The 26,462-nt window shown below is 54.8% G+C and carries 22 protein-coding genes; 12 read left to right on the top strand and 10 right to left on the bottom strand.

From position 1 onward, the window contains the following. Positions 1–80: 80 nt before the first annotated feature. Positions 81–1,367 (top strand): metallophosphoesterase, encoded by a 1,287-nt coding sequence (locus D2E25_RS04490; protein ID WP_125980210.1) that lies wholly within the window; start codon positions 81–83, stop codon positions 1,365–1,367. A 131-nt stretch (positions 1,368–1,498) separates the two neighbouring features. On the opposite strand, the gene D2E25_RS04485 is transcribed toward D2E25_RS04490, so the two are convergent. Next, entirely contained in the window at positions 1,499–2,317 is an 819-nt protein-coding gene (locus tag D2E25_RS04485; RefSeq protein ID WP_420897328.1) for an IclR family transcriptional regulator, read from the bottom strand. Positions 2,318–2,613: 296 nt separating this feature from the next. Between D2E25_RS04485 and leuC the strand changes: the two genes are divergently transcribed. Together leuC and leuD are read left to right on the top strand one after the other, a co-directional pair. Next, positions 2,614–4,017, top strand: a complete 1,404-nt coding sequence (leuC, locus tag D2E25_RS04480; protein WP_125980206.1) for a 3-isopropylmalate dehydratase large subunit — start codon at positions 2,614–2,616, stop codon at positions 4,015–4,017. 63 nt (positions 4,018–4,080) lie between these two features. Next, on the top strand, positions 4,081–4,773 hold the full coding sequence (leuD, locus tag D2E25_RS04475) for a 3-isopropylmalate dehydratase small subunit (protein ID WP_125980203.1): 693 nt from the start codon (positions 4,081–4,083) through the stop codon (positions 4,771–4,773). A 519-nt stretch (positions 4,774–5,292) separates the two neighbouring features. Here leuD and D2E25_RS04470 read toward each other — a convergent pair. Both D2E25_RS04470 and D2E25_RS04465 read right to left on the bottom strand, forming a co-directional pair. Next, the gene (locus tag D2E25_RS04470) at positions 5,293–6,972 is read right to left on the bottom strand and encodes a PH domain-containing protein (protein ID WP_125980201.1); all 1,680 of its coding nucleotides are present in this window, start codon (positions 6,970–6,972) and stop codon (positions 5,293–5,295) included. Next, entirely contained in the window at positions 6,969–7,556 is a 588-nt protein-coding gene (locus D2E25_RS04465; RefSeq protein WP_125980199.1) for a PH domain-containing protein, read from the bottom strand. Before D2E25_RS04465 ends, D2E25_RS04470 begins: the two co-directional genes overlap by 4 nt. 170 nt (positions 7,557–7,726) lie before the next feature. Between D2E25_RS04465 and D2E25_RS04460 the strand changes: the two genes are divergently transcribed. The 3 genes from D2E25_RS04460 to D2E25_RS04450 all read left to right on the top strand — a co-directional run bounded on the left by D2E25_RS04460 (position 7,727) and on the right by D2E25_RS04450 (position 11,709). Next, positions 7,727–9,955: a DUF805 domain-containing protein gene (locus tag D2E25_RS04460; protein WP_125980197.1), complete on the top strand. Its 2,229-nt coding sequence runs from the start codon at positions 7,727–7,729 to the stop codon at positions 9,953–9,955. A gap of 142 nt (positions 9,956–10,097) precedes the next feature. Next, positions 10,098–10,718, top strand: coding sequence for a carboxymuconolactone decarboxylase family protein (locus D2E25_RS04455; protein WP_125980194.1), 621 nt, complete (start codon positions 10,098–10,100; stop codon positions 10,716–10,718). A gap of 136 nt (positions 10,719–10,854) precedes the next feature. Further along, entirely contained in the window at positions 10,855–11,709 is an 855-nt protein-coding gene (locus D2E25_RS04450) for an SDR family NAD(P)-dependent oxidoreductase (protein WP_125980192.1), read from the top strand. A gap of 89 nt (positions 11,710–11,798) precedes the next feature. Here D2E25_RS04450 and D2E25_RS04445 read toward each other — a convergent pair whose 3' ends face one another. The 6 genes from D2E25_RS04445 to D2E25_RS04420 all read right to left on the bottom strand — a co-directional run bounded on the left by D2E25_RS04445 (position 11,799) and on the right by D2E25_RS04420 (position 17,429). Then, positions 11,799–12,959: an iron-containing alcohol dehydrogenase gene (locus D2E25_RS04445; RefSeq protein WP_125980190.1), complete on the bottom strand. Its 1,161-nt coding sequence runs from the start codon at positions 12,957–12,959 to the stop codon at positions 11,799–11,801. A 215-nt stretch (positions 12,960–13,174) separates the two neighbouring features. Continuing rightward, positions 13,175–13,798, bottom strand: coding sequence for an alpha/beta hydrolase (locus D2E25_RS04440; protein ID WP_125980188.1), 624 nt, complete (start codon positions 13,796–13,798; stop codon positions 13,175–13,177). After that, complete coding sequence (locus D2E25_RS04435) at positions 13,795–14,583, bottom strand: amino acid ABC transporter ATP-binding protein (RefSeq protein WP_125980186.1); 789 nt, start codon at positions 14,581–14,583, stop codon at positions 13,795–13,797. Before D2E25_RS04435 ends, D2E25_RS04440 begins: the two co-directional genes overlap by 4 nt. Continuing rightward, positions 14,580–15,326, bottom strand: a complete 747-nt coding sequence (locus D2E25_RS04430; RefSeq protein ID WP_206430732.1) for an amino acid ABC transporter permease — start codon at positions 15,324–15,326, stop codon at positions 14,580–14,582. Before D2E25_RS04430 ends, D2E25_RS04435 begins: the two co-directional genes overlap by 4 nt. A 160-nt stretch (positions 15,327–15,486) precedes the next feature. Beyond that, positions 15,487–16,326 (bottom strand): transporter substrate-binding domain-containing protein, encoded by an 840-nt coding sequence (locus D2E25_RS04425; protein WP_125980183.1) that lies wholly within the window; start codon positions 16,324–16,326, stop codon positions 15,487–15,489. Between the two features lie 422 nt (positions 16,327–16,748). Next, a complete protein-coding gene (locus tag D2E25_RS04420; RefSeq protein ID WP_164514710.1) occupies positions 16,749–17,429 on the bottom strand; it encodes a LuxR C-terminal-related transcriptional regulator in 681 nt (226 codons plus the stop codon). A 121-nt stretch (positions 17,430–17,550) separates the two neighbouring features. On the opposite strand from D2E25_RS04420, the gene D2E25_RS04415 reads away from it, so the two are divergent. From D2E25_RS04415 to murA, 3 genes are all read left to right on the top strand, one after another. Then, complete coding sequence (locus tag D2E25_RS04415; protein ID WP_338142119.1) at positions 17,551–18,909, top strand: CPBP family intramembrane glutamic endopeptidase; 1,359 nt, start codon at positions 17,551–17,553, stop codon at positions 18,907–18,909. 168 nt (positions 18,910–19,077) lie between these two features. Next, on the top strand, positions 19,078–20,247 hold the full coding sequence (locus D2E25_RS04410; protein ID WP_125980179.1) for a beta/alpha barrel domain-containing protein: 1,170 nt from the start codon (positions 19,078–19,080) through the stop codon (positions 20,245–20,247). Between the two features lie 141 nt (positions 20,248–20,388). Beyond that, the gene (gene murA / locus D2E25_RS04405) at positions 20,389–21,714 is read left to right on the top strand and encodes a UDP-N-acetylglucosamine 1-carboxyvinyltransferase (protein WP_125980177.1); all 1,326 of its coding nucleotides are present in this window, start codon (positions 20,389–20,391) and stop codon (positions 21,712–21,714) included. 203 nt (positions 21,715–21,917) lie between these two features. Here murA and D2E25_RS04400 read toward each other — a convergent pair whose 3' ends face one another. Further along, complete coding sequence (locus tag D2E25_RS04400) at positions 21,918–22,562, bottom strand: TetR/AcrR family transcriptional regulator (protein ID WP_125980175.1); 645 nt, start codon at positions 22,560–22,562, stop codon at positions 21,918–21,920. 109 nt (positions 22,563–22,671) lie between these two features. Between D2E25_RS04400 and D2E25_RS04395 the strand changes: the two genes are divergently transcribed. From D2E25_RS04395 to D2E25_RS04385, 3 genes are all read left to right on the top strand, one after another. Further along, positions 22,672–23,556 (top strand): lysophospholipid acyltransferase family protein, encoded by an 885-nt coding sequence (locus tag D2E25_RS04395; RefSeq protein ID WP_125980172.1) that lies wholly within the window; start codon positions 22,672–22,674, stop codon positions 23,554–23,556. 138 nt (positions 23,557–23,694) lie between these two features. After that, on the top strand, positions 23,695–24,696 hold the full coding sequence (locus D2E25_RS04390; RefSeq protein ID WP_125980170.1) for an NAD(P)H-dependent glycerol-3-phosphate dehydrogenase: 1,002 nt from the start codon (positions 23,695–23,697) through the stop codon (positions 24,694–24,696). 258 nt (positions 24,697–24,954) lie between these two features. Beyond that, positions 24,955–26,091: a D-alanine--D-alanine ligase family protein gene (locus tag D2E25_RS04385; protein WP_164514709.1), complete on the top strand. Its 1,137-nt coding sequence runs from the start codon at positions 24,955–24,957 to the stop codon at positions 26,089–26,091. Positions 26,092–26,462 lie beyond the last annotated feature (371 nt).

The following is a 26,462-nucleotide window of genomic DNA, read 5'->3' as shown; positions in this document are numbered from 1 at the left end:
GTTTTTCGGCCCAATTGCGGATTATGCCATCCGCGCGTCGGCAGCCGCACGCACTGCGCAATTGGACTACTCTGGGGCATATGACGGATTTCCACCAGCCTTCCGCGTCCGAAGACGCACGCCCAGTATCGGTGTCGGCGCGATTGGGACGCTTGCAGTTCCACCGCTCCGGCAAATTCCGCGTACTCCAGCTGGCTGATATCCAAGACGGTCCAAAAGTCTCTAAAGACACGATTCGTCTCATCGAAGCGTCTCTTGACGCCGCTCGGCCTGACATTGTTATCTTCACTGGCAATCAAATCGCCGGATATGACGATGCGTATAGCGCCACATTCCGTAAGCGTCGCTGGGATACCAGCGCCAGCGAACCAGTCAATGAGCGGCGAATGGCGCGCACGCGTGCAAAAGTGCGAGACTGTATCGCCATGTTCCTTCAGCCGCTTATCGAACGCGGTGTTCCTTTCGCAGTCACCTATGGCAATCATGACTTCCAATGCGGTCTTGATACCGCCGAGCTCGATGCAATCTATCGCGAATTCCCCGGCTGCCTGAACCCGCAGATTACGGTGGATGATGATGGTCATATTCGCCCGTGCACGATGCCATTGTCTGGCGTACCTGACACGCAGATTCTGCCCTGTGAGCCGGGAATGTTCGCGTTGCCGGTAATGGACCCGGATCGTGCGCGCAATGCGCTTGGACTGGTCATGCTGAACTCCGGAGATTATGCGCGCGAAGGCGGCTACGGTACGCCGAGCGAACAAGCACTGCAATTTTTGCGCGACGTGCCAGCATGGATGGGAACACAATCGATGGTGTTCCAGCACATGCCATTGCCGCAATATTATGACGTGTTGAAAGAAGCGCCAGCGAACGCAGCAGGCGCCATGCAAGGCTACCGTACGCATGAGTCGGAATACTACGTGATTGACGAGTCGAAAATTCTGCCCGGCGGTTATCTCGGCGAAGGCGTGAGCTGCCCTGACCAAGATAGCGGCGAATTCTCGATTCTGCGCGATAGTGGCGGATACTGCGGCGTAGTTGCTGGCCATGATCATCGCAACGGCTTTGTTGGTTTGCTGGATGATGTGATGCTGGTTGCAACGCCGACTTGCGGATTCGGCTCATACGGCCCTGCGGCAGCACAGCGTGCAACGCGTTTGTTTGAATTTGATATTCGACATCCGCACAATCCGCGCACGCAATTGTTGGAATTTGGCGAGCTTGTTGGCAAACCCAGCTCGCGTAAGGCATACACGTTTGCGATGGAAGGTCGCTCGGGTGCAGGAGCTCCTAGCGATGAAGTTAATCTGCTCAAAAAGCCGGGATTGTTGGCTGGTGTGGCTGCTGCACTGAAGAAGATCTAGCGAGCGGCTCAGCAGGCAGCAGTTGGCAGGTAGCAAGCATTCGGCTACAACAATGGGGATTCGATACCAGATCGAATCCCCATTCCTATCTATAGGCTCTATATGGCTCTGTACAGCCTCAATACGCTCTATCAGCGGCCAGAGCTGGCCTTAATCAGCGCATCGGTAAGATACTTGCCGGCAGCCATCACCAGCGGCGCATAACGGCGGCCGGGCGCGTTGCCCATGCGGCCAGACGGGCCAGAAATCGAAATCGCTGCAATCACCTGACCGGAAGCGTTGCGAATCGGCGCAGAAATCGAGCACACGCCTTCTTCGCGCTCGTTTACCGACTCGCTCCAGCCGCGCTTGCGCACTGCAGCCAACTTTGCAGCAGTGAACTTTGCGTGGCGCAATCCCTGGTGCAAACGTTCAGTATCTTCCCAAGCGAGCAGAATCTGCGCGGCAGAACCAGCTTCCATCGACAGCATCGCGCCCACCGGAATCGAATCACGCAGGCCGCTAGCGCGCTCCACGGCAGCAATGCACACGCGCTGGTCGCCCTGGCGACGGTAGATCTGCGCGGATTCGCCAGTGCGGTCGAGCAGCGTCTGCAAAATCGGGCCAGCTGCAGTCAACAGACGATCTTCGCCAGCGGCTGCTGCCAACTCGGCAAAACGAGAGCCGAGCACAAACCGACCATGCTGGTCGCGCAGCACGAAACGATGACGCTCTAGCGCAATCGCCAAACGATGCGCGGTCGGGCGAGCCAAGCCGGTAGCGGCAACCAGCTGGCCGAGCGTTGCCGGGCCAGACTCAAGCGCGTCAAGAATCTTTACGGTCTTATCTAACACGCCAACGCCAGAATGCACTTCGCTACCGAGGCGGCGCCCACTATTCTCCGAGGCGATCGTATCGTTCTCGGTCTCGTCCTCTTCGTCAGTGGTGACGTCGATGGGCTCGTCGGGCATGGCTGAAACGGTTGGCTGTGTCAGGGAAGTCATAATGCAGGATTATGCCATCTCACATACTGAAATGCAAAAAGCAAATAGAATTTTTTGCGGTAGAAAACAATCGCTGTTGTGCAAAAAGACACACAAATCCTGTACAACCGTTGGAAATACTGGGATTTCAGACGTTGACAGCAGTGCTGTATCTCATATAGCGACCGACTAGAAGACGCGCCGACACGCTTACCCATAATCTTGTTACCACATAAGAGGCGCAAGGGCAATACCTTACGCGAGGAATTTTGAGGAGGTCCCGAATGGGAACCACATTGGCCGAGAAGGTGTGGGCCGATCATTTGGTACGCAAGGGCAGCGATGGCGCACCCGATCTGCTGTACATCGACCTGATGCTCATGCACGAAGTTACTAGCCCGCAGGCGTTCGAAGGCTTGCGTTTGGCTGGTCGTAAGCCGCGTCATGTTGATCAGCTCATCGCTACCGAAGATCACAACACGCCGACGGTAGATATTGATCGTCCGAATCCGGATAAGACCAGCGCACTGCAGTTGAGCACGCTGGAGAAGAACTGTAAGGAATTCGGCGTGCGTTTGCACCCGCTGGGAGACGCGGACCAGGGCATTGTGCACGCGTTTGCGCCGATTCTGGGCCTCACTCAGCCGGGTATGACGATTGTGTGCGGCGATTCGCACACGTCCACGCACGGCGCATTCGGCGCGCTCGCCTTCGGTATTGGTACCAGCGAGGTTGAGCATGTGATGGCTACGCAGACGCTGAGCTTGAAGCCGTTCAAGACGATGGCGATTAACGTCAACGGCGAGCTGCCGGCTGATGCAACCGCAAAGGATATTATTCTTGCGATCATCGCGAAGATCGGCACCGGTGGTGGCCAGGGCTACGTGATGGAATACCGCGGCGACGCAATCCGCAAGCTGACGATGGACGAGCGCATGACCGTGTGCAACATGTCGATCGAAGCTGGTGCGCGCGCTGGCATGATCGCCCCTGACGAGACGACGTTCGAATACTTGAAGGGTCGCCCGCACGCGCCGGAAGGCGAGCTGTGGGATAAGGCTGTTGCGTATTGGAAGACGCTGAAGACCGACGACGATGCTGTATTCGACAAGGTCGTGGACATCGACGCCACCAAGCTCGGCCCTTACGTGACGTGGGGCACCAACCCCGGTCAGGGTCTGCCGATCACCGCAAACGTGCCGGTACCGTCCGAAATTGCTGATGCGACTAAGCGCGCAGCTGCAGAACGCGCGATCAACTACATGGGCTTGAAGCCTGGCATGCCGATTAAGGACATTGCTGTAGACACCGTGTTTATTGGCTCCTGTACGAACGGCCGTATTGATGACTTGCGTGCTGCCGCAGCGATTATGAAGGGCCACCACAAGGCGAAGAACATTCACCGCGTGCTGGTAGTGCCTGCGTCCTCCCGTGTGCGCTTGCAGGCTGAGCGCGAGGGCCTTGACAAGATTTTCAAGGACTTTGGCGCTGAATGGCGTAACGCCGGTTGCTCGATGTGCTTGGGCATGAACCCGGACAAGCTGGTGCCGGGCGAGCGCTCGATTTCCACGTCGAACCGTAACTTCGAAGGCCGCCAGGGCAAGGGGTCGCGTACGCATTTGGCGTCGCCGCAGGTTGCTGCTGCTACGGCTATTCGCGGCACGATTTCGTCTCCGGCTGATCTGTGATCTGCGCGGCAAAACTATTTGCTTTTTGCTGCGATTTGTAGGCATTGATAAAGGACTGTATTCATGGAAAAACTTACTGTTGTTACCGGCGTGGGCGTGCCGCTGCGTCGCTCGAACGTCGATACTGATCAGATCATTCCGGCTGTGTTTTTGAAGCGCGTGACCAAGACTGGTTTTGACGACGCACTGTTTTACGCGTGGCGCCGCGACCCTGAATTCGTGCTCAACAAGCCCGAGTATGCGGGTAAGGGGCAGATTCTGGTGGCCGGCCCTGAGTTCGGCATTGGCTCCTCCCGTGAGCACGCGGTGTGGGCGCTGCACGACTATGGCTTCCGCGTGGTCATCGCGCCAAGCTTCGCGGATATTTTCTACGGCAACACTGCAAAGAACGGCGTGCTGGCGGCAATCATGCCGCAGGAAAACGTTGAACTGCTGTGGAAGCTCCTCGAAGAAGAACCAGGCCGTGAGATGACGGTGTCGCTGGAGGATCGCACCGTGACCTGCGGTGATGTGACGTTGCCGTTCGAGGTGAACGACTACACGCGTTGGCGCTTGATGAACGGCTACGACGACATCGATTTGACGCTCCAGCACGAGGATGACATTCTCGCTTACGAGAAGATGCGCGCTGAGAAGTTCCCCTTCAAGCCCAAGACTATCCCTGCCAAGCATTGGGCCGAAGAACCCGTAGAATCCGCACGCGAGCCGGAGGAGGATAATTGGGTTGGTCCATTGAGTGAGCGCGGCATCATTTAGCCGCGCTCACTCTGCGGGAAGCCCGGTGGGCTTCCCGCAGGACCAACGCCGAGCTGCGACAGCAGCTCGGCCAACACTGAGCCTCGCGCTTACAGCGCGAGTCCTTAATTGCCGGACAGGGCCGTCCTGACTCTAGTACCGCATTATTCGATGTCTCACAGGGGTCTCGCGCATGAGTTCGTTGCACATGAGCGAGACCATGAATTGATGTGCCTTGTTGCTTTCTGTGCCACCAATCGCGAAAATCACGGTTTTGGGCGATTGGTGGCAATATCAGCGTTGATAACGGCTATCTGCCGCAATCTTCAAAATCGTGAAATCGTTGGAATTCCGCGGTTTTCTACAATCCTGTAATCGCACTCCCGCGAGCTTGCGTGCCACGAATCGACAAAAATGGCAATAATCACGTTTGGTGGCACGTTTGAAGCCGCTTTCAGCTGATCGTTGACCAATAATCGGTAATCTTGTCAGTTTCCTTGTAAAGCTCAAGTCTGCTATTCGTTGTTCTGTATTTCTCAGTTAGCGTCCTCGCGCCCAATCGGCCAGCACATCCGCATCTGCCTGCCGTAAAAACCGAAATCGCAGTTCGGAGATGCCATTCATCACGAACAATGACATCTGCATACTTTCAACGCCGCGCTGTTCGCGCCACAGCATGGTCGAACGCGTCACTGACTGCACGCGTGCACGCCGCGTCATCATCGTGAACAAGCCCCAGCCGTTCGCGCCAGTCGTCATAATACGGTGACTCATAACGTCTGCGGTCGCACTGCTATCATCCGAGTCCGGCAGAATCGCGTAACCTTCCGCGCGCGACTTCATCCAACGGCAGGATATCCACCACGCGCCAGCCATAGCCGGCACAGCGATAAGCCACCACAGCCACGTGCGCGTTACTGCCACGCCAACACCTACGATCGCTGAAGCGGCAATGGTTGCGATTGCCGGAACTGTCACATAGTAGCGCGTCAAGCCTCGCCCAGTGGGCTGCACGGGGGTTTCGAGGCGGCAATCCCATTCCGGTAGCATCGCGCGCAGTGTTGCGGTTACGCGCCGAGTGCTGAGTACCGGCAGAATATTGGCGGAGAACGTCACATCGTTTTTGCGCGAGGAGGCGCTCAATCCGAGTTGAACCGAGCACAGGTGCAGAGGCCGTCGCAATGCCGAGCGGCGGATCACAATCGTTTGAATGCGACTGACGGGGATGATCGTAGTGTGACGTGTGAAGAGACCGCGTTCAACCATCAGATCGTCGCCGCGACGCCACACTTCAAAGCCGTAGAAACGCAACAGTGACGTACCAATGCTCACGATCATCAATATCATCACGCACGCTGCAATCAGCAGTATCACAGACATGACACCGGCTGCCGCGCTATGCATAACCGTATCGCCAATCGAATGCTCAGCCGCAAGCACGAGGCTGTTCGGCAATATATCCTGCAGATTCTGTACGAAACCGTATATCACAAACGCGGCGGCCAAAAATCCAATATCGGTGACGGCGAATAGCAGAATATCCGTTACGGATGCGCGAAAGACGAGCTTAGCTGGCGTTTGGCAGGCGTTGGCTGGTGTAGATACGGCTGATGTGGACGCGGCTGTCGTGGGTGCGGCTGGCAAAGTCTCAGTATCGGCCGCTATACCGGTTGTGCTGCAAGCTAACGCTCGTGCTCGCAACTGTTCGAGTTCGGTTTGCAGCGTAGCGGGTACGGCTGGCATCGTGATGTCTGCTCCGGTACCGACGGGGGAGATACTTAACTGAATAACGTTGAATGGTCGCAGATAGAACGTACTGGTGCTGCTGATGGCGTGAATGGCACCGTAACTGATGGTTCGATGCTTGCGAAACAGCAATCCTGACCGAAATGACAGGCTATGTGGACCGAGACAATAATGCGTGGTGAGCCAGTCAACAGCTGGCTGTGCGAGCGACACCACGATGGCAGCGACGAAGATCCACGCGATAATCGCCGCAGAGAGATGCTGACGCATAATAACCAGCAATGTCAGGAAGATACCGACCGTGCTGCGAATTGATTCGGTGAGTCGTACGATCAATGCAGTCGGATGCAGTCTATGCCAGGTAGTCGTTGCAATATCAGCGCTGGAGACAATGCTGTCGTTGTCATTACTGAAATCGTTGTCGAAACTGCTGTCTGCGTGTTCGTTTTCCGGATCCTCAGTCGCGAGCGTCATAGATCCTCCTTCGCGGCGGCCACACGCTCAGTAATCAAGGCGACCATGCGCTCAGCTTCAGCAGTGTCAAGCGCTGCAATCTCATGTTCGTCAGACGCTGTGAACACCACTACCGTAGTGAGCCCGAAATGACGCTGCACCGGATTTTGCTTGGTATCCACATGCTGCACGCGCGTGTATGGCGTGGTGGAAGAACGGCGATACAACCAACCTTTGCGCGTGGCAAGCTCATGCTCGCCAATGCGGAATCGCGTGAAAGCATAGAGATACTTAGTCTGCAACGGTTGTGATGCAAGGTCTAGCACGGCATACGCTGCCGCCAATGCAACAATGATCTGCTGCCACAATCCCCACCAGTTATTGATGATGCACACGGTGGCAACCACGCCGCACGCTGCCAGCCACATCGCGCAAGAAATCGCCTCGTTAATCAGCCATACAATTCGTACACGCTCCGGTAGCGGTCGCCAACCATCGTCACAGCTGCTCACGATTTTGGCGCTGTGAGTATCATCAACGGCACTAATAGCGGAATTAGCGCTGGCATCGTAGTCGGCTACGTTCGGATCGTATGCGTCGTTCATGCCTCTACCAGTCCTTGTTGTGTGGGTTGCGGTGACCGCCTTAGTGTATTAACCCTATGTGAGCTCGTGCCACTTGCGCAGCACTTGGTCCACGCGCGTTGACAGGAATCCGTTTCAATTGGACGAAATCGCGCGCATGCGGTTGAGTGGTGACAAAAGGGAGGCGCGCTATGGGCAACTTCGATGATGATGGTTCGATTCGGCCAGAAAACGATGCTGTACAGAAAGGTGAGCCCAGAGCGCGGGAAGCCTACCCACAGGCGACCGCGACGGCTGCGACGGCTGCGATGCCTGCGATGCCTACTTCGACAGCGCCTACGCAGCCTCCTATGCACTGGGCAACGATTGGCAAACCTCCGTTATGGGCGCCCTGGTATGGCATTGGATTCGGGCAGGCGATCGTACGCTTTTTCCGCAAAACGTTCGTGTTCGATGGTCGCGCTTCGCGCAGTGAATACTGGTGGGGCTGGCTGTTTTCAATTCTTCTTGGAGTTTCGATCGCGCTCGCAGCATATGGCGTAGGCGCCGCATTTGGTATTGCTGGCTCTGACAGTTCGAGTGTGGCGGATATGGTCGTGGCTAGTTCGCCGCTGGGGCAGATCGCAAGCAATGTGCTTTCGATGGTCCAACTGCTGCTGTTTATTCCCAATCTGTCATTGTCGGTGCGGCGTTTGCATGATCAAAATCGGCGTGGATGGTGGGTGATATTGCCTATCATCGCGCTGATTGTTGGATTGATTGTCATGATTGCGACCATCATCGTGATGGCTATTGCCGGCGGTGATTCTGAAGTGTCCTACAATCAGGCTGTCGTAGTGTCAGTACTGGTATTTTCTGGTTTCTATTTGCTTTCGGAACTGGTCTCGATCATGCTGATGATTGGTGCCAGCGATCCGCGCGGGGCGCGTTTTGATAAGCCGGATTATTCGATCGCTATGCCGCCGACTGGTATTGCTAATACCACTGTTGCTCATACCCGCGAGGCGGTTCGCTCCGGCAATTCGCGCGTGATCGCATGGTGCAATCGTTGCATCGCTCGGTGGCATGAGCTGAATTTTTTGAAGAAAACCAGCATTATTGCGGTGGTAGCACAAGTGGTTGCAATCATTATTGTTCCGCCAGATAACCCACTGCAAATGTTGCTATCGATATGCTGGCTCGCGGTGAGCGCAGCCATACCGTTTGCGCCGCGCGCGATGTGCATTGGGGGAGTGATTGCAGCGCTGCTTGTCACCTTCCTGCCCGCGCAAGGGTGGTGGGCAAGCGGCAATTTTGCGTTGATTGCTTTGTTCCTTTCGCTTGGATATGTGATGCCACGTATCGTGTCGGTGAGTCTGATTGCATCGTTTTCATTGCTGGATGCGGTGAGTCAGCTTTGGCTTGGTGCTGGCTCGATGGGCGCGGGCATGGTCCAAGGAATGATGGAGATGCTCAACGATTTAAGCCAGCAGTCTGCAATAGAATCAGGGAGTACCGCGCTTACTGGACATGCGGATGCTGTGATGCCGCAGTATTCGGTGATTGTGTTTATTGCCACCGTATTGCTTGATGTGATGATTTTGGGCTTCCTGACCATGTTTGGTTCCGCGTTTCGCCGTACAGCGGAGGCGACGGAACGTGCTGTGCGTACGGAGCAGCTGATTGGCCGATTGACGCGCGAGCAGGAACTCGCGCATATGATTCACGATTCCGTATCGAACGATATGTCAACGATTGCAATGCTGGCTTGGCGGGCAAAAACTGTGGATGATGATACTGACATGCTTGATGCGATTTACGAACGTTCGCATCACGCGCTCGACCGCGTGCATGAAGTTATTGATGTGCTCAACGGTAAGCGAGACATTGAAAGTATTGCCAGTGATAGTGATGAGCTTCAAGATATTGCGCGTGCTGGTAGTACTGCTGATGCAAACCAAGTTGCCGGTGCGAACGATGGCAGTGATGCGAACGATAGCAGCACTGCCGGCACTATTAATGGCATTGACTGTGTTGCCGCAATTGAAAAATATGTTGAAGATGAGGATCGCATTATGCACATGCTTGGTTTCGCGGGTGCTGCGCGTGTGACTGGTACATGCGAGCATACGGTGTCATCGGCAACCCATGCTTGCATTATGGGCTTGTTAGAAGAGATTTACGCTAACATCGTTCGCCATGGCGAGTCAACTGATGGCTATCAACTGTTTGTCACGATCAGTGATCACGTTGTCACCATCACCGAAATCAATCCAATTCCAGCTCAGCAGCATGCAGCATTGCGCAATGTGCGCCACGGTCGCGGATTGAAACTGCAACGTGACAGTATTATGCAACTCGGTGGCACGCTCAATACCAGCGCCCAGGACGGAGCGTGGACGCTTAGCGCACAGATTCCGCTGTATTTGAGCCGCTCATAAGCAACCGGTATATCCATCATCGTGATTCGTATGATGTTCCCTGTTATATTGGCGCCATGCGGGCACAGTAGGCCCACATGCACTAATAATTCAATAATTCAACCGCTCTTGGGGGAGCGGCGTACCATTTTAGGGGGAATTCATGGCGAGAATCCAACCGCTTGGGGAAGCGGGGCTCACCGAACAACAGCAGCGCGATATATCGCAGCTGCAAGCTGATGGTCATGCTACGAATATGATGCGCACTATTGCGCGCGATCATGCCACATTCGTGGTGTATTACGACTGGCATGTGATTTGGAAACGTATTGTTGGTTTTCTTGGCCAACGTGCGTCGATTGTGTACGCACATGCTATTTCGTCGGTGAACGACTGCCAATTATGCTCGCTGTATTTTGTTGCCGATTTGCGTGAATTAGGGCTTGACCCTCACGATTTTGTGCCAACAGATCAGGAGCAAGCGCTGATTGATTTTGCGCGCGCATACGTGAAAGATCCAACCAGTATTCCAGACACGGTATTTAACCAGCTGCGCGCATACTGGAATGATGACGAAATCGTTGCCTTGATTGGTTTCGCTGGGCAGATGAAAGCCACGAACGATTTCAACAGCGTTATTGGTACAGATTTAGACGGTCGTTTGCTGCCACTGCAAAAGGATTTTGCGCCTCAGACGTGGCGTGAAGCGTTGCATACACCGCAGTCTTCACACGTGGTACTGCGTGTGGAAACGCAATCAGCAGGCGCTGACCAAGCCAAATAATCCGCGTAAAGCTGCGTAATCCGCGCTGTCCCGCGCACAGGAAAGTAATCACAGCGATTTTGGCAACATTTGCGCAAGTCAGTTGTGCCATCACTCATGCAATGAGTTGCGAAATCGCAAGAGGAGCAAACGTATTATGAGCAATGTCAACAATGCTGCAGACAATGCAGCTGCACAAGCCGGCCAGCCATCAGAATTTGCCGGCAAAACCATATTCATTACTGGCGCTGCAAAAGGCCAAGGTCGTGCTGTAGCGTTGGGCTACGCCAAAGAAGGAGCGAATATTATCGCGTTCGATCTTGGCAGCCCTATTGCATACCCGGCTTACAACCACGGTTCGTCGAAAGATCTCGATCAGCTCAAAGAAGAGATTGAGCAAGCTGGCGGCAAAGCCGTCGTCTATGCGGGCGACGTGCGTGATGCTAACGCGCTGCAAGAAGCGGTCAATCGCGGAATCGAAGCGTTCGGCGGCGTGGATATCGCGTTTATTAACGCTGGCATTTGCGCTTACGGGTATTCGTGGGAGCTGAGCGAAAACGAATGGGATTCGATGATCGACATTAATCTCAAAGGCGCGTGGCTTGCCGGCAAAGCGGTGATTCCGCAGCTGATCAAGCAGAAAAGCGGCGTGATCGTCTACAACTCTTCGATCGCCGGCCTGCGCGGTTTGCGACGACTGGCACATTACTCAGCGTCAAAGCACGCACTGGTCGGTTTGGCGAAGTCCCAGGCTATTGAACTCGCGCCGTACGGCATTCGCGTGGTGACACTGCACCCGACTGGTGTAAATACGCCGATGAACGATGGACTGGCTGAGCTTGAAGGCAAGACGCCTGAAGAAATAGCCGAGGCGTCTGCGGGCAACCTGCTGCCAGTGCCGTGGATTGAAACGGAGGATGTGGTGGCCGCCGTCAAGTATCTCACTGGGCGGTCCGGGCGTTACATCACGGGTAGCGGCTTGATTCTTGACGCCGGCTTGCTGACTGCATAATTTCCATCACACAGCGCATACGAATGGCGGCTACCGCAATCGCGATAGCCGCCATTCGTATGCGCTATGTGGAGTGCTGTGTACTGCAGCTAGTAGGCGAGCTGATATACCGCCAACACATCCTCTTGCGACAGTGGATAATAATTGCCAATGCGCGTGCGCCCATGGTCGGTAATACGCGCAGCGATATCCGGCAGTGAAGACTGGGGAATATCAAGATCGCGCAGTCGCTGAGTCATGCCTAATTGTGCAAAATATGCGGCTAATCCGTCAGCAAGCACATGCGCAGCCTCAATATCAGTGGCATCTTCCGGCACGTCAAATACTGCGCGAGCAAGCGCAGCATAACGTTCAGGCTGGTATTGCGATACATAGCGAATTACTGCAGGAGCAAGTACGGCAATACCCTCGCCGTGAATAATGTCAAACTGAGCGCCAAGCGCGTGCTCAAGCCGATGCGTAGTCCAATCAGTCACGCGGCCGGCCGCAAGATAACAATCGTTAAATCCTTCAGAAGACAGCCAATGCAATTCTGCACGCGTCTGATAGTCGTTCGGATTAGCGGCATACCGTCGACCGTAATGAATCACTGCGCGCAGGCCAGCTTCAAGCAAGCGATCTTGTGCGTGAATTTGTGCCGTTGTGCAGAAATATGGTTCAAAATAATCCGCGGCAAGATCGGCGATCGCGCTAGCCTGATGATGATACGGCGCTGTGGCTGAATATTCAGGATTGACAATCGTAAACACGGGGATAATGCGATCATCTTCTAACGAGCGCTTATCAAGCCCCTCTTGCAGCACCGCGCAATCAGACACTTCCGAACCGCTGCCAGCCAGTGTGGCAATAACGCCAACCGGTAGTGCATGATCAAACGTGCCTGCGCCCGTGAAAAGCTCCCACACGTCACCGCTGTAGCCAACGCCAACAGCAACAGCTTTCGCAGTATCAAATGAACTACCGCCGCCAGCAGCAAGCACAAAATCCACATGGTGTTCGCGCGCAAGCGTAATCAGCTCGCGCACGTGTTCGATGCGCGGATTGGGTACGGTTGCACCGTCTTCGATCAGTGACGCGCCAATATGCGCGGTTGCTGTGCGAACGTTATCGCTAATGCCCAGATTGAATACGTAATCACCGCTGTAAACGAACAGCACTGACGTGGCATGATGCTCGCGCAGCAGGTTTTCCAACGTGTTTTGGCTTTCGGCACCAAAAATAATGGTCGAATTTCGCCGATATGAAAACATGAATCACCTCTGTTGATTGTCGAGTTGTGGATGAGTTGATCGCCATCTGGGGTGTCAGCAATATGAATAGCGTGATCAGTCATGATAATGCCTTCGAATAGGTAGCGTGATAACGAGTAACAGTGAGTGATATACAAATACGCGCCAGCCTGCGTTGGGTGCAATGTATTGCGTAATGCGCACATTGTGCGCAGAAATCAGGCTGACGCGAACGATTAATATGTGGCAGCAAGCCACTCTTGAATAAGCTGTGCTTCGGCAGTGGTTAAATCATGCCCGGTTGCCGGTAACGTTCGCACATCCAACGCAGTGAACTGGTCAAGCACGATAGACGCATTGCGCTGCTCTTGACGGTCAATCACGAGATCGTTGTCACCATACACCAATAACGCTGGCGGTTTGCCAACAGAATGAACCGTTTTGAGAACCTTAGCATCCGGTTCGACATCAGGGAACGGTGGGCTGAGCAGCACAGCGCGATGTAACAATCCAGGAAAATCAGTAAGCAAACGGTAGGTAAGATACGCGCCTTGCGAAAAACCAATCGCAGTCAGCGGCCGCGAATCCAACGACAACGATCGCAGCAATGAAACAATCTGCTGGCCTGTCTCTTGGCATTCGCGCTTTCGACTTTCAAACGTAGCGTCAGGCGCCCACCACAGCGAGCCAGGAATATACGTGCGATGATGCGGTGCTACAAAAGCAATGTAATCCGCGTCACTATAATCCCCGAAAAACCGGGCCATCTCACGCTCATCATCACCACCGCCATGAAACAGCAAAAACAGTGGATCGTGAGTTCTATCTACCGACAATTTGGAATAGGAGAAAACGCTCATTGTACCTCCCCAAGTGATGTAGCTGGCGTTTCACCAGAAGAAGCCGAAAACTCATAACGAAAACGTGCCAAGAACTGCTGCGCGCGCTGTGTAGTGGGGTGAACAAAGAAACTCTTTGGATTACCCTCTTCCGCAATGCGCCCCTTATCAAGAAAAACAACCTTATCGGCAACATCACGCGCAAAAGCCATTTCATGCGTAACAATCAGCATCGTTTTCTTACGCTGAGCCAACTGCTGAATAATCCCGAGCACTTCGCCTACAAGCTCCGGATCCAAAGCAGAAGTAGGCTCATCAAACAACAAATATTCAGGATTTAACGCCAATGCGCGCGCAATCGCCACACGCTGCTGCTGGCCGCCAGATAATGCGCGCGGATAATGATCAGCCCAATTCGCCATACCCACGTCCTCTAGCCGTTTGCGCGCAATATCAAACGCTTCAGCTTTCGACTTATGCTGCACCACAATAAGCGCTTCCGCCACATTTTGCAGCGCAGTTTTATTCGTAAACAAATTAAACCGCTGGAACACCATCGCCGTACGCTGACGAACTTCCGCAATCGTTGTCTTCGTGATATCGTTCGCGTTAAATGACACATCACCAATCGTGATATCGCCACTATCAGGTGTCTCCAACAAATTCAGCGTGCGCAGCAACGTAGATTTACCCGAACCACTAGAACCGATAAGCGCTACAGTCTGACCCTCTTCAACTTGGAAGCTCACATCCTTCAGCACTTCAAGCTTGCCGAATGATTTGCTCACATGTTCGACCTTAATCATGCGGCCACTCCAATCTCATCTCGCCGAATCACACGTTCAGCCAAGCGGGCAATAATCTCCAAAATGAAGCACAACACCCAATAGACAATCGCCGCAGCGATATACCCTTCAAAAAACATGGAAGTTCTGCCACCGAAAATTTTTGCTTGCCCCAAAATTTCAGGAACAGCGGCAGTAAACGCCAAAGACGTGTTCTTCAACAACATCATGAATTGGTTGACAATATTGGGAATTGCTGACTTCATCGCCTGCGGCAAAATAATACGAACCATCGCTTGACTCGTACTCATACCCACCGAATGCGCGGCCTCAAGCTGACCATCGTCAACCGCAAGAATCGAAGAGCGGAACAATTCGGTCATATACGCGCCCATACTCAGCGAAAACGCTACAAAACAGAACGCCAACGCAGGAATACCAGAAATGTCATACGCCGGGTTAATAGCAGACAGCAGAATCGGTAGGCCGTAATAAATAAGGAACAATTGCACGAGCAGTGGTGTGCCGCGAATAATCGACACATAGACGGCTCCAATTTGCTCAAGAACAGGAATACTGTGGATTTTCACCAGTGCAAAAAACAGACCGATAATCGAACCAATAATAAAAGCGACCAGCGTAATGGCCATAGTGTTTGGAATGCCTTGGATGACATCTGGAAAAGCTTGCCAAATGTATTCAGGGTTAAAAGTGCCCATAGTTGCAGCTCCGAAAGAATAAAAAAATGCGATTGCCGCTGGCATTCCGAGATACTCCCAGCCGCCGCATTCGATTGCACAAGAATGCGACGGCATGTGGGAAGAGTACGATCAGGCAAAATGCCCGGTGCTATTTCGCGAGAGATGAGTAACAATATGCGCGCAGTGCGCTACGAGAAGTAAGCGTGACAGCCCAGAATAGGCGTTACTTTGCGCTCTCCTCAGTAGTATCTTGGCCAAACCACTTAATGCTCAGCTTCGAAAGCTCACCATTCTTCTTCAACTTCTCAAGGCCCTCATCGACCTTATCGCGAATCTTCTTACCTTGAGCATCATTACGGAAGATGTAGTACACCGGCTGCGCAGACAAAGGCTTGCCCACAGCCTCCACTGGAATATTCTGCTTCTTCGCCTTATCGAGAGCAGCATTTGGATCATTCACCGTAGCAGCAATACGGCCGGCAGCAACATCACGAACCACCGTGGTGAAATCCTCTTCGTAATACTTAATCGTGATGGGATTGCCATGTGCCTGATTCCACTCTTCCAGGAACTTCGTATGGTTATCGCCCACCGTGCCGCCAACAACTTTGCCCTTCAAATCATCAAGAGTGCTAATCCCCTTAGTACCCTTCTTCACAATGATGTTACGAGTGCTGTAGTTGTAGCTGTTCTTCGTGAAAATGTACTTCTGCTCGCGTTCTTTCGTCTTACCAATTTCGTTAGCAATCATCTGATTCTTATTGGCATCAAGAGCTGTGAACAGTGAATCCCAAGCAGCCGCATGGAATTCAAACTTCAACGTAGGCTCCACCTTCTGCACAGCCTTCAGCACTTCCAAGTCATAGCCGGTGTAGCTGCCGTCTGTGTTCTTGATGCTATATGGGCTGTACGTACCCATCGTGCCAACGTTAACAGTAATGGTTCCGTTGTCATTGCCTGAGTCACTGCTCGACGGTGCAGCGTTTGCAGCACCGCAAGCAGCAAGACTGGCAACAGTGAGCACGGAAGCAGCTACCGCTGCTAGACGCTTCAATGAGAACATGATGATTTTCCCCCAATTTTGTTCTGGTTATGCATATCCCGCATCACCGTGCGGCATTCCCCACTGCCACCATCAGTAATTCCCCTCGGGATATTTTGCAGTGTACATGAGGTGAATAGGGAAAATGCACGGTTAGTTATTTTGATTGCTTATACCGGGTCATTAAAGCGTTGCGGGAGCTGGATAGGGATGGGGGATTGCAACACAAACTCGGCTCCCCTTGCCAGGGGAGGTGTCAGCGTAGCTGACTGAGGGGTAGTGTTTGCGTTGATAATGTATGCATTGCTTTTCGCAGGCAGATTGCGGGGGGGGGGTACGGCGTTCTGCTTGTAGGGCGTGGGGGTAAGGACTCGCCTGCGGCGAGCGTAAGTTGCTCGCTGTCGCTCGCGCTAAGCCTAAAAACAGCCCACTGGGCTGTTTTTTTAACGGCTTAGCCAAATAGCTATCGCGTGAGCTAATGAGTGGGCGTTGAGTTTTTCTACGGCGCGGTGGGCGTGGGTGCGAACGGTGGAGGTGGAGACACCCCATTGGGTAGCGATCTGCTCATAGGTCAGACCGCGAGACAGCAAATGCAATGTTTGCGCTTCCTTCGCGCCAAGCTTGGGCAACTGAGGAGCATCATCTTGCTCGCCGGTAACCGCAGCATGAGCATGAGCAATATCGCGAAATGTCACACCAGGAACCGGACTAAACGTGCCACCAGCAGCCAACGCGCGCAGAGCCGCAGCCAACTGCGGAATATCCGCCTTAGAAGCAATTCCTTGCGCGCCAGCATCAGCCGCACGCGCCGCATACGAATCAATCGGAAACGCAGTAATCGCCAGCAACATCACGCGATCATCCCGCTGCCGAATACTACGGCACACGCCGATACCAGTTGACTCTCCCAACGACATATCCACCAGCAGCAGTCGCGGTCGCGTCTCCGGATTCAACGTCTTGCGAATCGCCTCATCAGCAGTCTGCGCGCCCCACATCCATCGTGAAGACGGCAGCAGCTGCGGCAAAATCCCCTTCAACGCCAGCAGTGCCATTCGGTCATTATCTACCGCCGCTGTCATCACCACAGTGGAATCGTTTGCACCAATCCCCGGTTCGCTCATGGCTCCCATCCTAGCCGCCAGTCCTCGCGCAGCACAGCAACCGTATGCAAAAAATATGCGTGGCGTAGACGCGTGTCGACGATCACCTCAACGTCATAAACGCCGTGTGTACGATTGTGGCATGAGCATGAACGATTCGCAGCCGAACGCAACGCAGCCGGACACGCAAGCCGCAGACGATACCACTACAGCGCCCGTGAATTCGACGGATGCATCTACGGTCGATCAAATACCGAGCCAGCCGCAGGATCCGCTGCCAAGCCAGCCGCACGACCCGCACGATCAAAGCGCGAATTCGCAGAGCCAGTATCCGCAGAGCCAGTATCCGCACAATCAATACCCGCACAATCAATACCCGCACAATCCGTACGCGCCATACGCGTATCCACAAGCGCCAAATTCACCCGCGCAAAACTCTCCGTACGCGCCGTACCCGCAATACTCGCCGTACCCGCAGTACGCTTCATACGCCGCATACCCGCCCGTAGACCCCGTGAAAATCCACCGTCGCGCACTGCGCAAGGCAGTTGGCCGCCCGGCAGGCCTCACGCTCGCCTATCAGGGCGTGATCACACTGGCAAGCTTTATTGTCGGTGCAGTTCTTGGCGTGTATTACATGCTCGCTCTGCCGTCGCATCTCAATGGTGCCACTGCCGACGAACTCTCGTCGGTGATCAACGAAGCATCACTTGACATCGCGAAACTGACCGGCGTAATCAGCCTCGCTTGTTCTATTACCGGCTTCCTGTTCATGCTGTTGATGCGCCGCCGCGACATACTGAGCAAACGCTTTTGGGCAGGCGACCCCGGCCACGCGCGCATGAAACCCGCATGGTTGCTCGTATTTATTGTGCTGATTATCGGCGCGCAAGCCGCGTTTCTGCTACTCAATTTCGCCTTTTCAGCGATCGGTGTTGATCTCGCGTCGCCCACATCGGAGCAGATTAACGAAGCGAGCACCACGGTGACCATGTGGCTGTACGTCGGTTTGATCGGCCCCATTGTGGAAGAAGTGGTGTTCCGCGGGGTGCTTATGAAAGAGCTCAAACCGCTCGGCAAAAACTTCGCGATTCTCACCTCGGCGATCATGTTCGCGCTCTACCACGATGACGTGATACAAGGTCTGTTCGCGTTCAGCGTTGGCCTAGTGCTTGGTTTTGTTGCGATGGAATACTCGTTGTTCTGGTCGATCACGTTGCATGTGTTCAATAATGCGGTGCTGGGCGGTCTTGGCTCGCTCGCGGATGCTAACGGTGACGTGGCAGCGACGATATACGTTGTGGCTGTGCTTGTGGCTGGCATTATTGGCGTGAGTGTAGTGATGTTCCGCCACGGGTGGGGATTGAGCGTATTTAGGCGTATCAACCGCAGTGCGCCGGGAACATACTGGGGGTGGACGTCCGGATGCTTCATTACGTTCTGCAGTATTAATGGTCTCGTTGCACTGGTCTCGTTTATTGGCGCAATGGCGATTTCATAGATTGTGCAGATTGCATAGATCGCGTGGTCTGCGCAGATCGCGCAGCTAGCTCGCCTGCAGTCCAGATCATGGTTCGACGCGCGGCCGCACGCGGGTCTGCCGCTCTTTTTACAGTGGAATCATTCAGTTCGCACAGGCGCCCGAGCGCCGGACCATGTCTGGAGAACCATGAGCGATTTCGAGCCGTTTTACAACGTCAATCTGAGTTACGAAGACAACTACCGTCAGGGACCGTTCGGCGAATTTGCGGCCGCGCTCGCCGAACAGGAGAGCGTGACGGCAGCGCCAGCAGCGCCAGCAGCGCCTGCCGCCGACTTCCTCGGCCACAAGGTCAACCTGCCGTTCGGCATTCCCGCAGGCCCTCTGCTCAACGAGCGATTCACTACCGCCGCGTTCCGTATGGGCTTCGATATCGCCACCTATAAAACCGTGCGTTCGCGCGCGTGGGGCTGCAACCCGTTCCCGAACGTGCTGGCCGTGCACCCCAAGAGCGCTGATGGTTCGCTTACTCCGGGCAGTGCTGAACTTGATGAAGGCGTGCTAGCTGATACGAACTATAAGCTGCCGATTTCTATTTCCAACTCGTTTGGTGTGCCTTCGCGTGATCCTGACGAGTGGCAGCCGGATATGAAGCGCGCTATCGTCGCCGCGGGCGACGGTCAAGTGCTGCTGCCCAGCTTCCAAGGTTCGCGCGTCGAAGGCATGAGCGGCGACGATTACATTGCTGACCATGTCACCACTGCTCGCCTAGTGTGCGAAACCGGCGCTGACCTGATGGAAATGAACACCAGCTGCCCGAACGAGGGGCACAATCGCCTGCTCTGCCATGACCCGGCGCTCGTAGGCCGAATCACGGAGGCAGTGAAGAACGAGATCGGTAACCGCCCGCTGATCGTCAAGCTCGCGTACATTCCGCCAGTCGAAGTTGAAGGCGGCTGGAGCGCCGATCGTCGCATTATCGATGATGCTGCGCTAGAGCTGATGATTCGCGAAACGGCAGCGCGCGGTAGCGTACAGGCATTCAGCACCATCAACACGATTTCCGCGCGTTTGGTTGATGCTGCTGGCGAGCAAGCACTGCCGGGTAAGGGGCGCGATCGCTCTGGCGTGTGCGGTAGTGCAATCCGCGGTGCTGGACTCGACATGGTCGCGCGTTTGGCTGCGATTCGTGATCGCCTTGGTCTTGACTTCGCGATCATCGGCGTGGGCGGTGTGGTCGCTCCCGCGGATTATCAGGCATATCGTGCGGCTGGAGTCGACGCAGTCATGAGCGCCACCGGTGCGATGTGGGATGCGAGCCTCGCACGCGAAATCAAAGCGAGCATCACTGCAGAATAATTGTCAATTCGCCCCGAGCCGAACTGGGTTAGCTCGGGGCGATTTCACGATGTGCGCACATGCCTTATGGCACACTGGACGATAGCGTATTTGTGGCAGCCTCGCATATGAGCGGGGCGTAGAAAGAAATGGGAGAGTAGCGTGGCTGAGAAACCGGAAGATGTGCTGCATGTTGAGGGCGGTAAGCCTCTGAACGGCACGATCAAGGTGCGCGGCGCGAAGAACTTCGTAAGCAAGGCAATGGTTGCCGCATTGCTGGCCCCGGGCAAGTCTGTACTGAAGAACGTGCCGGAAATTCGTGATGTGCACGTGGTTTCCGACCTGCTGCGCTTGCACGGTGTGGATGTGGACGTAGACGGTGCGAACGGTATCGTCACGATCGATGCAACTCACGTGCAGTTGGCTGACGTGGCTGACGTGGATACGCTGTCTGGCTCGTCGCGTATTCCGATTCTATTCTCTGGCCCGCTGGTTCACCGTTTGGGCGAAGCGTTTATCCCCGCGCTTGGCGGTTGCAATATTGGCGGTCGCCCGATCGACTTCCACTTGGAGACCCTGCGCAAGCTTGGTGCCACGGTTGACAAGGAGCACAAGGACGGCATTCACATCACCGCGCCGAACGGCTTGAAGGGTGCGAAAATCCACCTGCCGTACCCGTCTGTGGGCGCTACTGAGCAGACGCTGCTTGCCGCCGTGCTTGCTGAAGGTAAGACTGAACTGTCTGGTGCAGCTATTGAACCGGAGATTATGGATCTGGTCGCGGTGCTGCAGAAGATGGGCGCAATTATTTCCGTGGATGTGGATCGCACGTTCCGCATTGAAGGTGTGAAGGAGCTTAAGGGCTTCACGCACACGTCACTGACTGATCGTATTGAGGCTGCAAGCTGGGCGTCGGCTGCGCTGGCCACGCACGGTGACATCTTCGTGAAGGGTGCTACCCAGCCGGAGATGATGACCTTCCTCAACGTGTTCCGCAAGGTCGGCGGCGAATTCGACGTGACCGACAAGGGCATTCGCTTCTGGCACCCGGGTGGCGATCTGAAGCCGGTGGCTATTGAAACGGACGTGCACCCTGGTTTCATGACCGACTGGCAGCAGCCGCTGGTGGTGGCGTTGACGCAGGCGAACGGCCTGTCGATTGTGCACGAAACCGTGTATGAGAATCGTTTCGGCTTCACTAAGCCGCTGGTAGCCATGGGCGCGACGATTCAGCTGTACCGTGAGTGCCTCGGGTCGCTCCCGTGCCGCTTCCAGCAGCGCAACTACAAGCATTCCGCAGTGATTTTCGGACCGACTCCGCTCACCGGCCGCGATATTGACGTGCCAGATTTGCGCGGCGGCTTCTCGCACTTGATTGCGGCGCTCGCGGCTTCCGGCCCGTCCGACGTGCACGGTATTTCGCTGATTGACCGTGGTTACGCCGACTTCCGCGGCAAGCTCGAGGCCTTGGGTGCTGACTTCGACTGATCGGGATTGCAGCTCATTGATTGAGGCTGCAACTGATTGACTGACTGCCTGATGTTCGATTTCGTACGAACATCAGGCATTTTTTGTATGGCAAAATATGGCAAACCGGTATCGAATTTCGGATGTGGTGAAAAAGGGATACGAAACCGGGATTGTAAGGCCATTGTTGACCGGATTTCCCCACATCCTACTATTGACTCACGTTATCGGGTGATATTGGAGTACAGCTTCAGTGCTAGTTCTTTCATCTCATCGTCAAACAGCGGCACATTAATGGCATTGAGCATAATGGCAGCGCATTCGATACGACGCTTCAGCTGCTCAGGCGTAACGGGGAAGAAGTAAGGAACAAGCCAGTAGCTTGTCAACAAGCAGAGGATCTCCGTAGCCTCCTGCGGATATTCGGTCGGAATTGAACCATCCTGCATACCTTCTTTGACGAGGGGCAGCCAGCGAGCCGGAAGCTCATGCGACCAGAAGTGCATATTTTCGATGAAATAGTTTGGGTCATCCAACAGCGGCATCGACATGCGGATGAGATCATAGTGATCTTGACCGGGAGTCGAGAGCCGGCACATTTCGCGGATTTTCTCCAATGCGTTGAGATCAGTGCGCTCGATGACAATGCTGCGCCACTTATCGAGCATATGCATATTGTCGGAGACTAGGCGGTCAAGGATTGCTTCCTTCGACGCAAAATGGTGGTAAATCGCACCTTTTGACAAGTCTCCAAGCCTATCCACGATGTCTTGGATGGTGGTTTGCTCATATCCCTGCTCCATGAACAGGTCGCGTGCGGTATCGATAATGCGCTGTTCGGTTACCTCTGGGTGTGCGTTACGAGCCATACAAGCCTCCATCTGTCGAACTGCCCGTCATCGTACATACCGACTGACGGTATGTGTAGTGGTGGTGTGTCGGCGTTCACCATGCAGGGGGCTCGTTACAATAGGGCGCATGGCATCCAAAGGAAAACCGTCACCGCGCTCCGCGGTCACGCCGCTCTCCGACGCGCAGGTGGCGAAACTCGCCAAAGCGCATCATCTTGTTGACCCCATGCGCGACCTGCCCACCGGGCCGAACCGCACCATCAACACCGCTGAAATCAATGCACAACACCCCAAAGGCACCGCGCGTCTGCTCAAAGGCGTCGACGTCGTCTTCCACGCGAGCTGCAAAACCTATGCGTGGGGGCTCGATAACATCCCCGAAACTGGTCCGTTTATCACTGCTGCCACGCATGTGACCATGTTCGACGTGTTTGTGCCGATGGCCAGCTTGTTCCACATGGGCCGCCGACCGCGCTACATGGCCAAAGCTGAAATGGCAAAATGGCCAGTGATTGGCAAATGGTTCCAGCTCGTCGGTATGCAACCCGTGCAGCGCCGCAGCGGCAAAGCCAAAGCCATTGAGGAAACGTCAATCGAAATTCTCACCTCCGGCCGCCCGCTGACCATCTGGCCTGAAGGCACCGTGACACGCGACCCGAAAAAGTGGCCGATGAGCATGAAGAACGGCGTCGGCGTTATCGCGCTCGAAGCTTCACGCAGGCTTGGCCGCCAAGTTCCACTGTTCTGCGCAGTCACGTGGGGCGCGGCAAGCATCAATCATTGGTGGCCGTGGCCGCGCAAGAACGTAGTCATGTGTTATGACACGCAGCTTGATTATGCTGATCTGCTCATCGACCAAGAATCGTGGGGTGAAGAGCCGCCGGCTGCGCTCGCTGACGAGCTGACCCGCCGCGTTCGCGTGCGTATGACCCAGATTATGACCGAGATTCGCGGCGAAGCTGCGCCCGACGGGTACTGGGACTACCGCACGATGAGCAGGGTGAAGGACTAACAGGTAGCGCAGAAGAGTAGGAGCGGACTATGGGGTTGACGCTCCCCCAGTCAGCTTCGCTGACAGCCCCCTCAGCCGAGGGGGCCGAGAATCATGAACGTAATTGACGCGAATACAAGAAAAGCAAGGAGAACGACAATGGGTCTTAAATGTACGGTTCTGGGAGCAGGAGCATGGGGTACCACCTTCGGCCAAGTGCTTGCCGATGCTGGCAATGATGTGACGATGTGGGCTATCGAGCCAGAGATTGTGGAAGGTATCCGCGATCATCATCACAATGCTGTCCGCCTGCCCAGCGTCGAGAAGCTGCCCGACAACATGACCGCCACTGGCGATCGCGCCGAAGCAGTAAAGGATGCGGACATTATCGTCGTAGCGATCGCTGCCCAGTTTGCGCGCGTAGCACTCACCGAATTCAAGGATCTCATTCCTGAACAAGCGATCGTGGTGAGCTTGATGAAGGGTATCGAGCGCAGTACCAAGAAGCGTATGGATGAGGTTGTGCGCGAGACTCTTGACCTGCCTGCTGAGCGTTTCGCCGCTATTTCTGGCCCGAACTTGAGCAAGGAAATCGCTGCACGCGAGCCCGCTGCCACTGTTGTTGGCTGCGCGAATATCGACAATGCGCGCAAGGTCGCTGCCGCCTGCACTAACGACTATTTCAAAGCATTTGTCACCACCGACGTGATCGGCCTCGAGATGTGCGGCTCGCTCAAGAACGTTGTGGCGCTCGCAGTTGGTATGGCTCGTGGCGCTGGCTACGGCGAGAACACGGCTGCGATGATCGAAACTCGTGGACTCGCGGAGCTGACTGCATTGGGTAAGGCTGCTGGCGCTGATCCGAAGACGTTCGCAGGTCTTGCCGGCGTGGGCGATTTGACCGCCACTTGCGGCTCTCCGCTAAGCCGCAACTACACGTTCGGTGCGAACTTGGGCAAGGGCTTGTCGGTTGAGGAAGCTACGAAGGTGAGCAACGGCGTAGCTGAAGGCGTGCCGACCACCGATGCTGTGGTGGCGCTTGGCGACGAGCTTGGCGTGCCCACTCCGCTCGCTTACGCGATGAGCCGCGTGCTGAGCGAAGGCATTTCTTGCAGTGAGATGCTTTCCCTGCTGTTTGGCAGCGAAATTACCGAGGAATAGTAGTACTAGATTCATAGTTGGCGCGACGGCTATGGGAGGATATGCCGCCGCGCCAACTGCGTGTGGCTGGCGCGAACGTGTACAAACGCATACGAATGTGACGATTTGCTGTGGTCACGCTAACGTGTCTCTGTTGCGTGACATGCGGGTACTAGGATTACGACCGATGTTGTTGACAGGCTGATGGTTACCTCATACGCCTGTCATGTGGATGAGCGGGCCGTTTACGCGGCCGACGGAGTGAAAAAGGGCAGAACTTTGGCCAAAAAACGTGTTGTGGTGATGTACGGCGGTAAGGCTGACGAGCATTCGATTTCCTGCATTTCGACTGCTGGCGTGCTGCGCGCGCTTGATATGGACCGTTTCGATCCGGTACCGGTTGGTATTACGAAGGCTGGCCAGTGGATTGTTGATGGCGAGGATCCGCGCGGCTGGAACATGGCTGAAGGTCTGCCGACGGTTGAGAAGGTCGAAGGCGCTCGCGATGTGGTGCTTGACGTGGCACTCGGCCAAGATGGTTTCTTTGCTCGCAATGCGGATGGCTCGCTGGAATCGCTGGGCCATATTGATGCAGTACTGCCGGTGCTGCACGGTCCATACGGTGAAGATGGCACGATTCAAGGTTTGTTCGAAATGATGAACGTGCCGTACGTTGGCTGCGGTGTGCTCTCCTCTGCCGCCTGTATGGACAAACATTACACGAAGGTACTGCTTGCTGCTGCTGGCATTCCGGTGGCTCCTGGCATCACGCTGGACGCGCGCGGTTTTGACGTTGCGACTAAGTTTGCAGCGAACGGCGAGGATATTCTCGCGCAAGTGCAGGCAGCTGGTCTTGAGTATCCGCTGTTTGTCAAGCCGTCGCGCGCTGGCTCCAGCTTTGGTGTGACCAAGGTTGAGCATGCGGATGATGCGGCTGAACTTGCTGCCGCAGTGTTCGAGGCGAGCCATCACGATTGGCGTATTTTGATCGAGCAGGGCATTGATGCGCGCGAGATTGAGTGCGCAGTATTGTGCCCGAAGGCTGGCGAAGAGCCGCAGGCTAGCTGGCCGGGCGAGATCGTGCTGGACAAGCGCGCAGGTGGCGATGACCAGTTCTACGATTTCGACAGCAAGTACATGGATGCTAGCGCATCGCATGTTGAAGTGCCAGCACATCTGCCTGATGAGACGCTGCAACGCGTGCGCGAGACCGCGGTCAAGGCATTCAAGGCCGTGGATGGTGCTGGCTTGAGCCGTGTCGACACGTTCGTGACCGCAGATGGCGAAGTAATGGTCAACGAGATCAACACGATGCCAGGCTTCACGCCAATCTCCATGTACCCCAAGGCATGGGAAGCCACCGGCGTAACCTATACCGACCTCATCACCAAACTCATCGAAGGCGTACTGCGCTGATTTAGCTCGCAATGCAGTTTCTTAACGGCGATCGCTGATTGTCCTCAGTGATCGCCGTTTTCTATTCGGCGTGTCGCGATATGTTAACCGGTTGAAAGGTTCTGCTGATTACGATGTTTGCGTTCGCAGGATTGGTGTGCTCACATGGATTATGTTAACCGGTTGAAATACTGATCTGATTGCGCTATGATAAAACCCGTCGGAACGCAAGAATGCAAAGAAGATGTCCTTGTGGAATTCGGCGAATAATTTGGTTTCTCCAATGTTTTATCGGGGGCAATGAGGCTAATAAAGTCGATATGTTAACCGATTGAAATATTGACTGGGCACGTACGATACAAACAGGTAATGGAGTCGAAGGAGACACTATG

It is taken from the genome of Bifidobacterium goeldii, assembly GCF_003951095.1.
Classification (GTDB): domain Bacteria; phylum Actinomycetota; class Actinomycetes; order Actinomycetales; family Bifidobacteriaceae; genus Bifidobacterium; species Bifidobacterium goeldii.
This window is presented reverse-complemented; position numbering and strand designations above follow the sequence as displayed.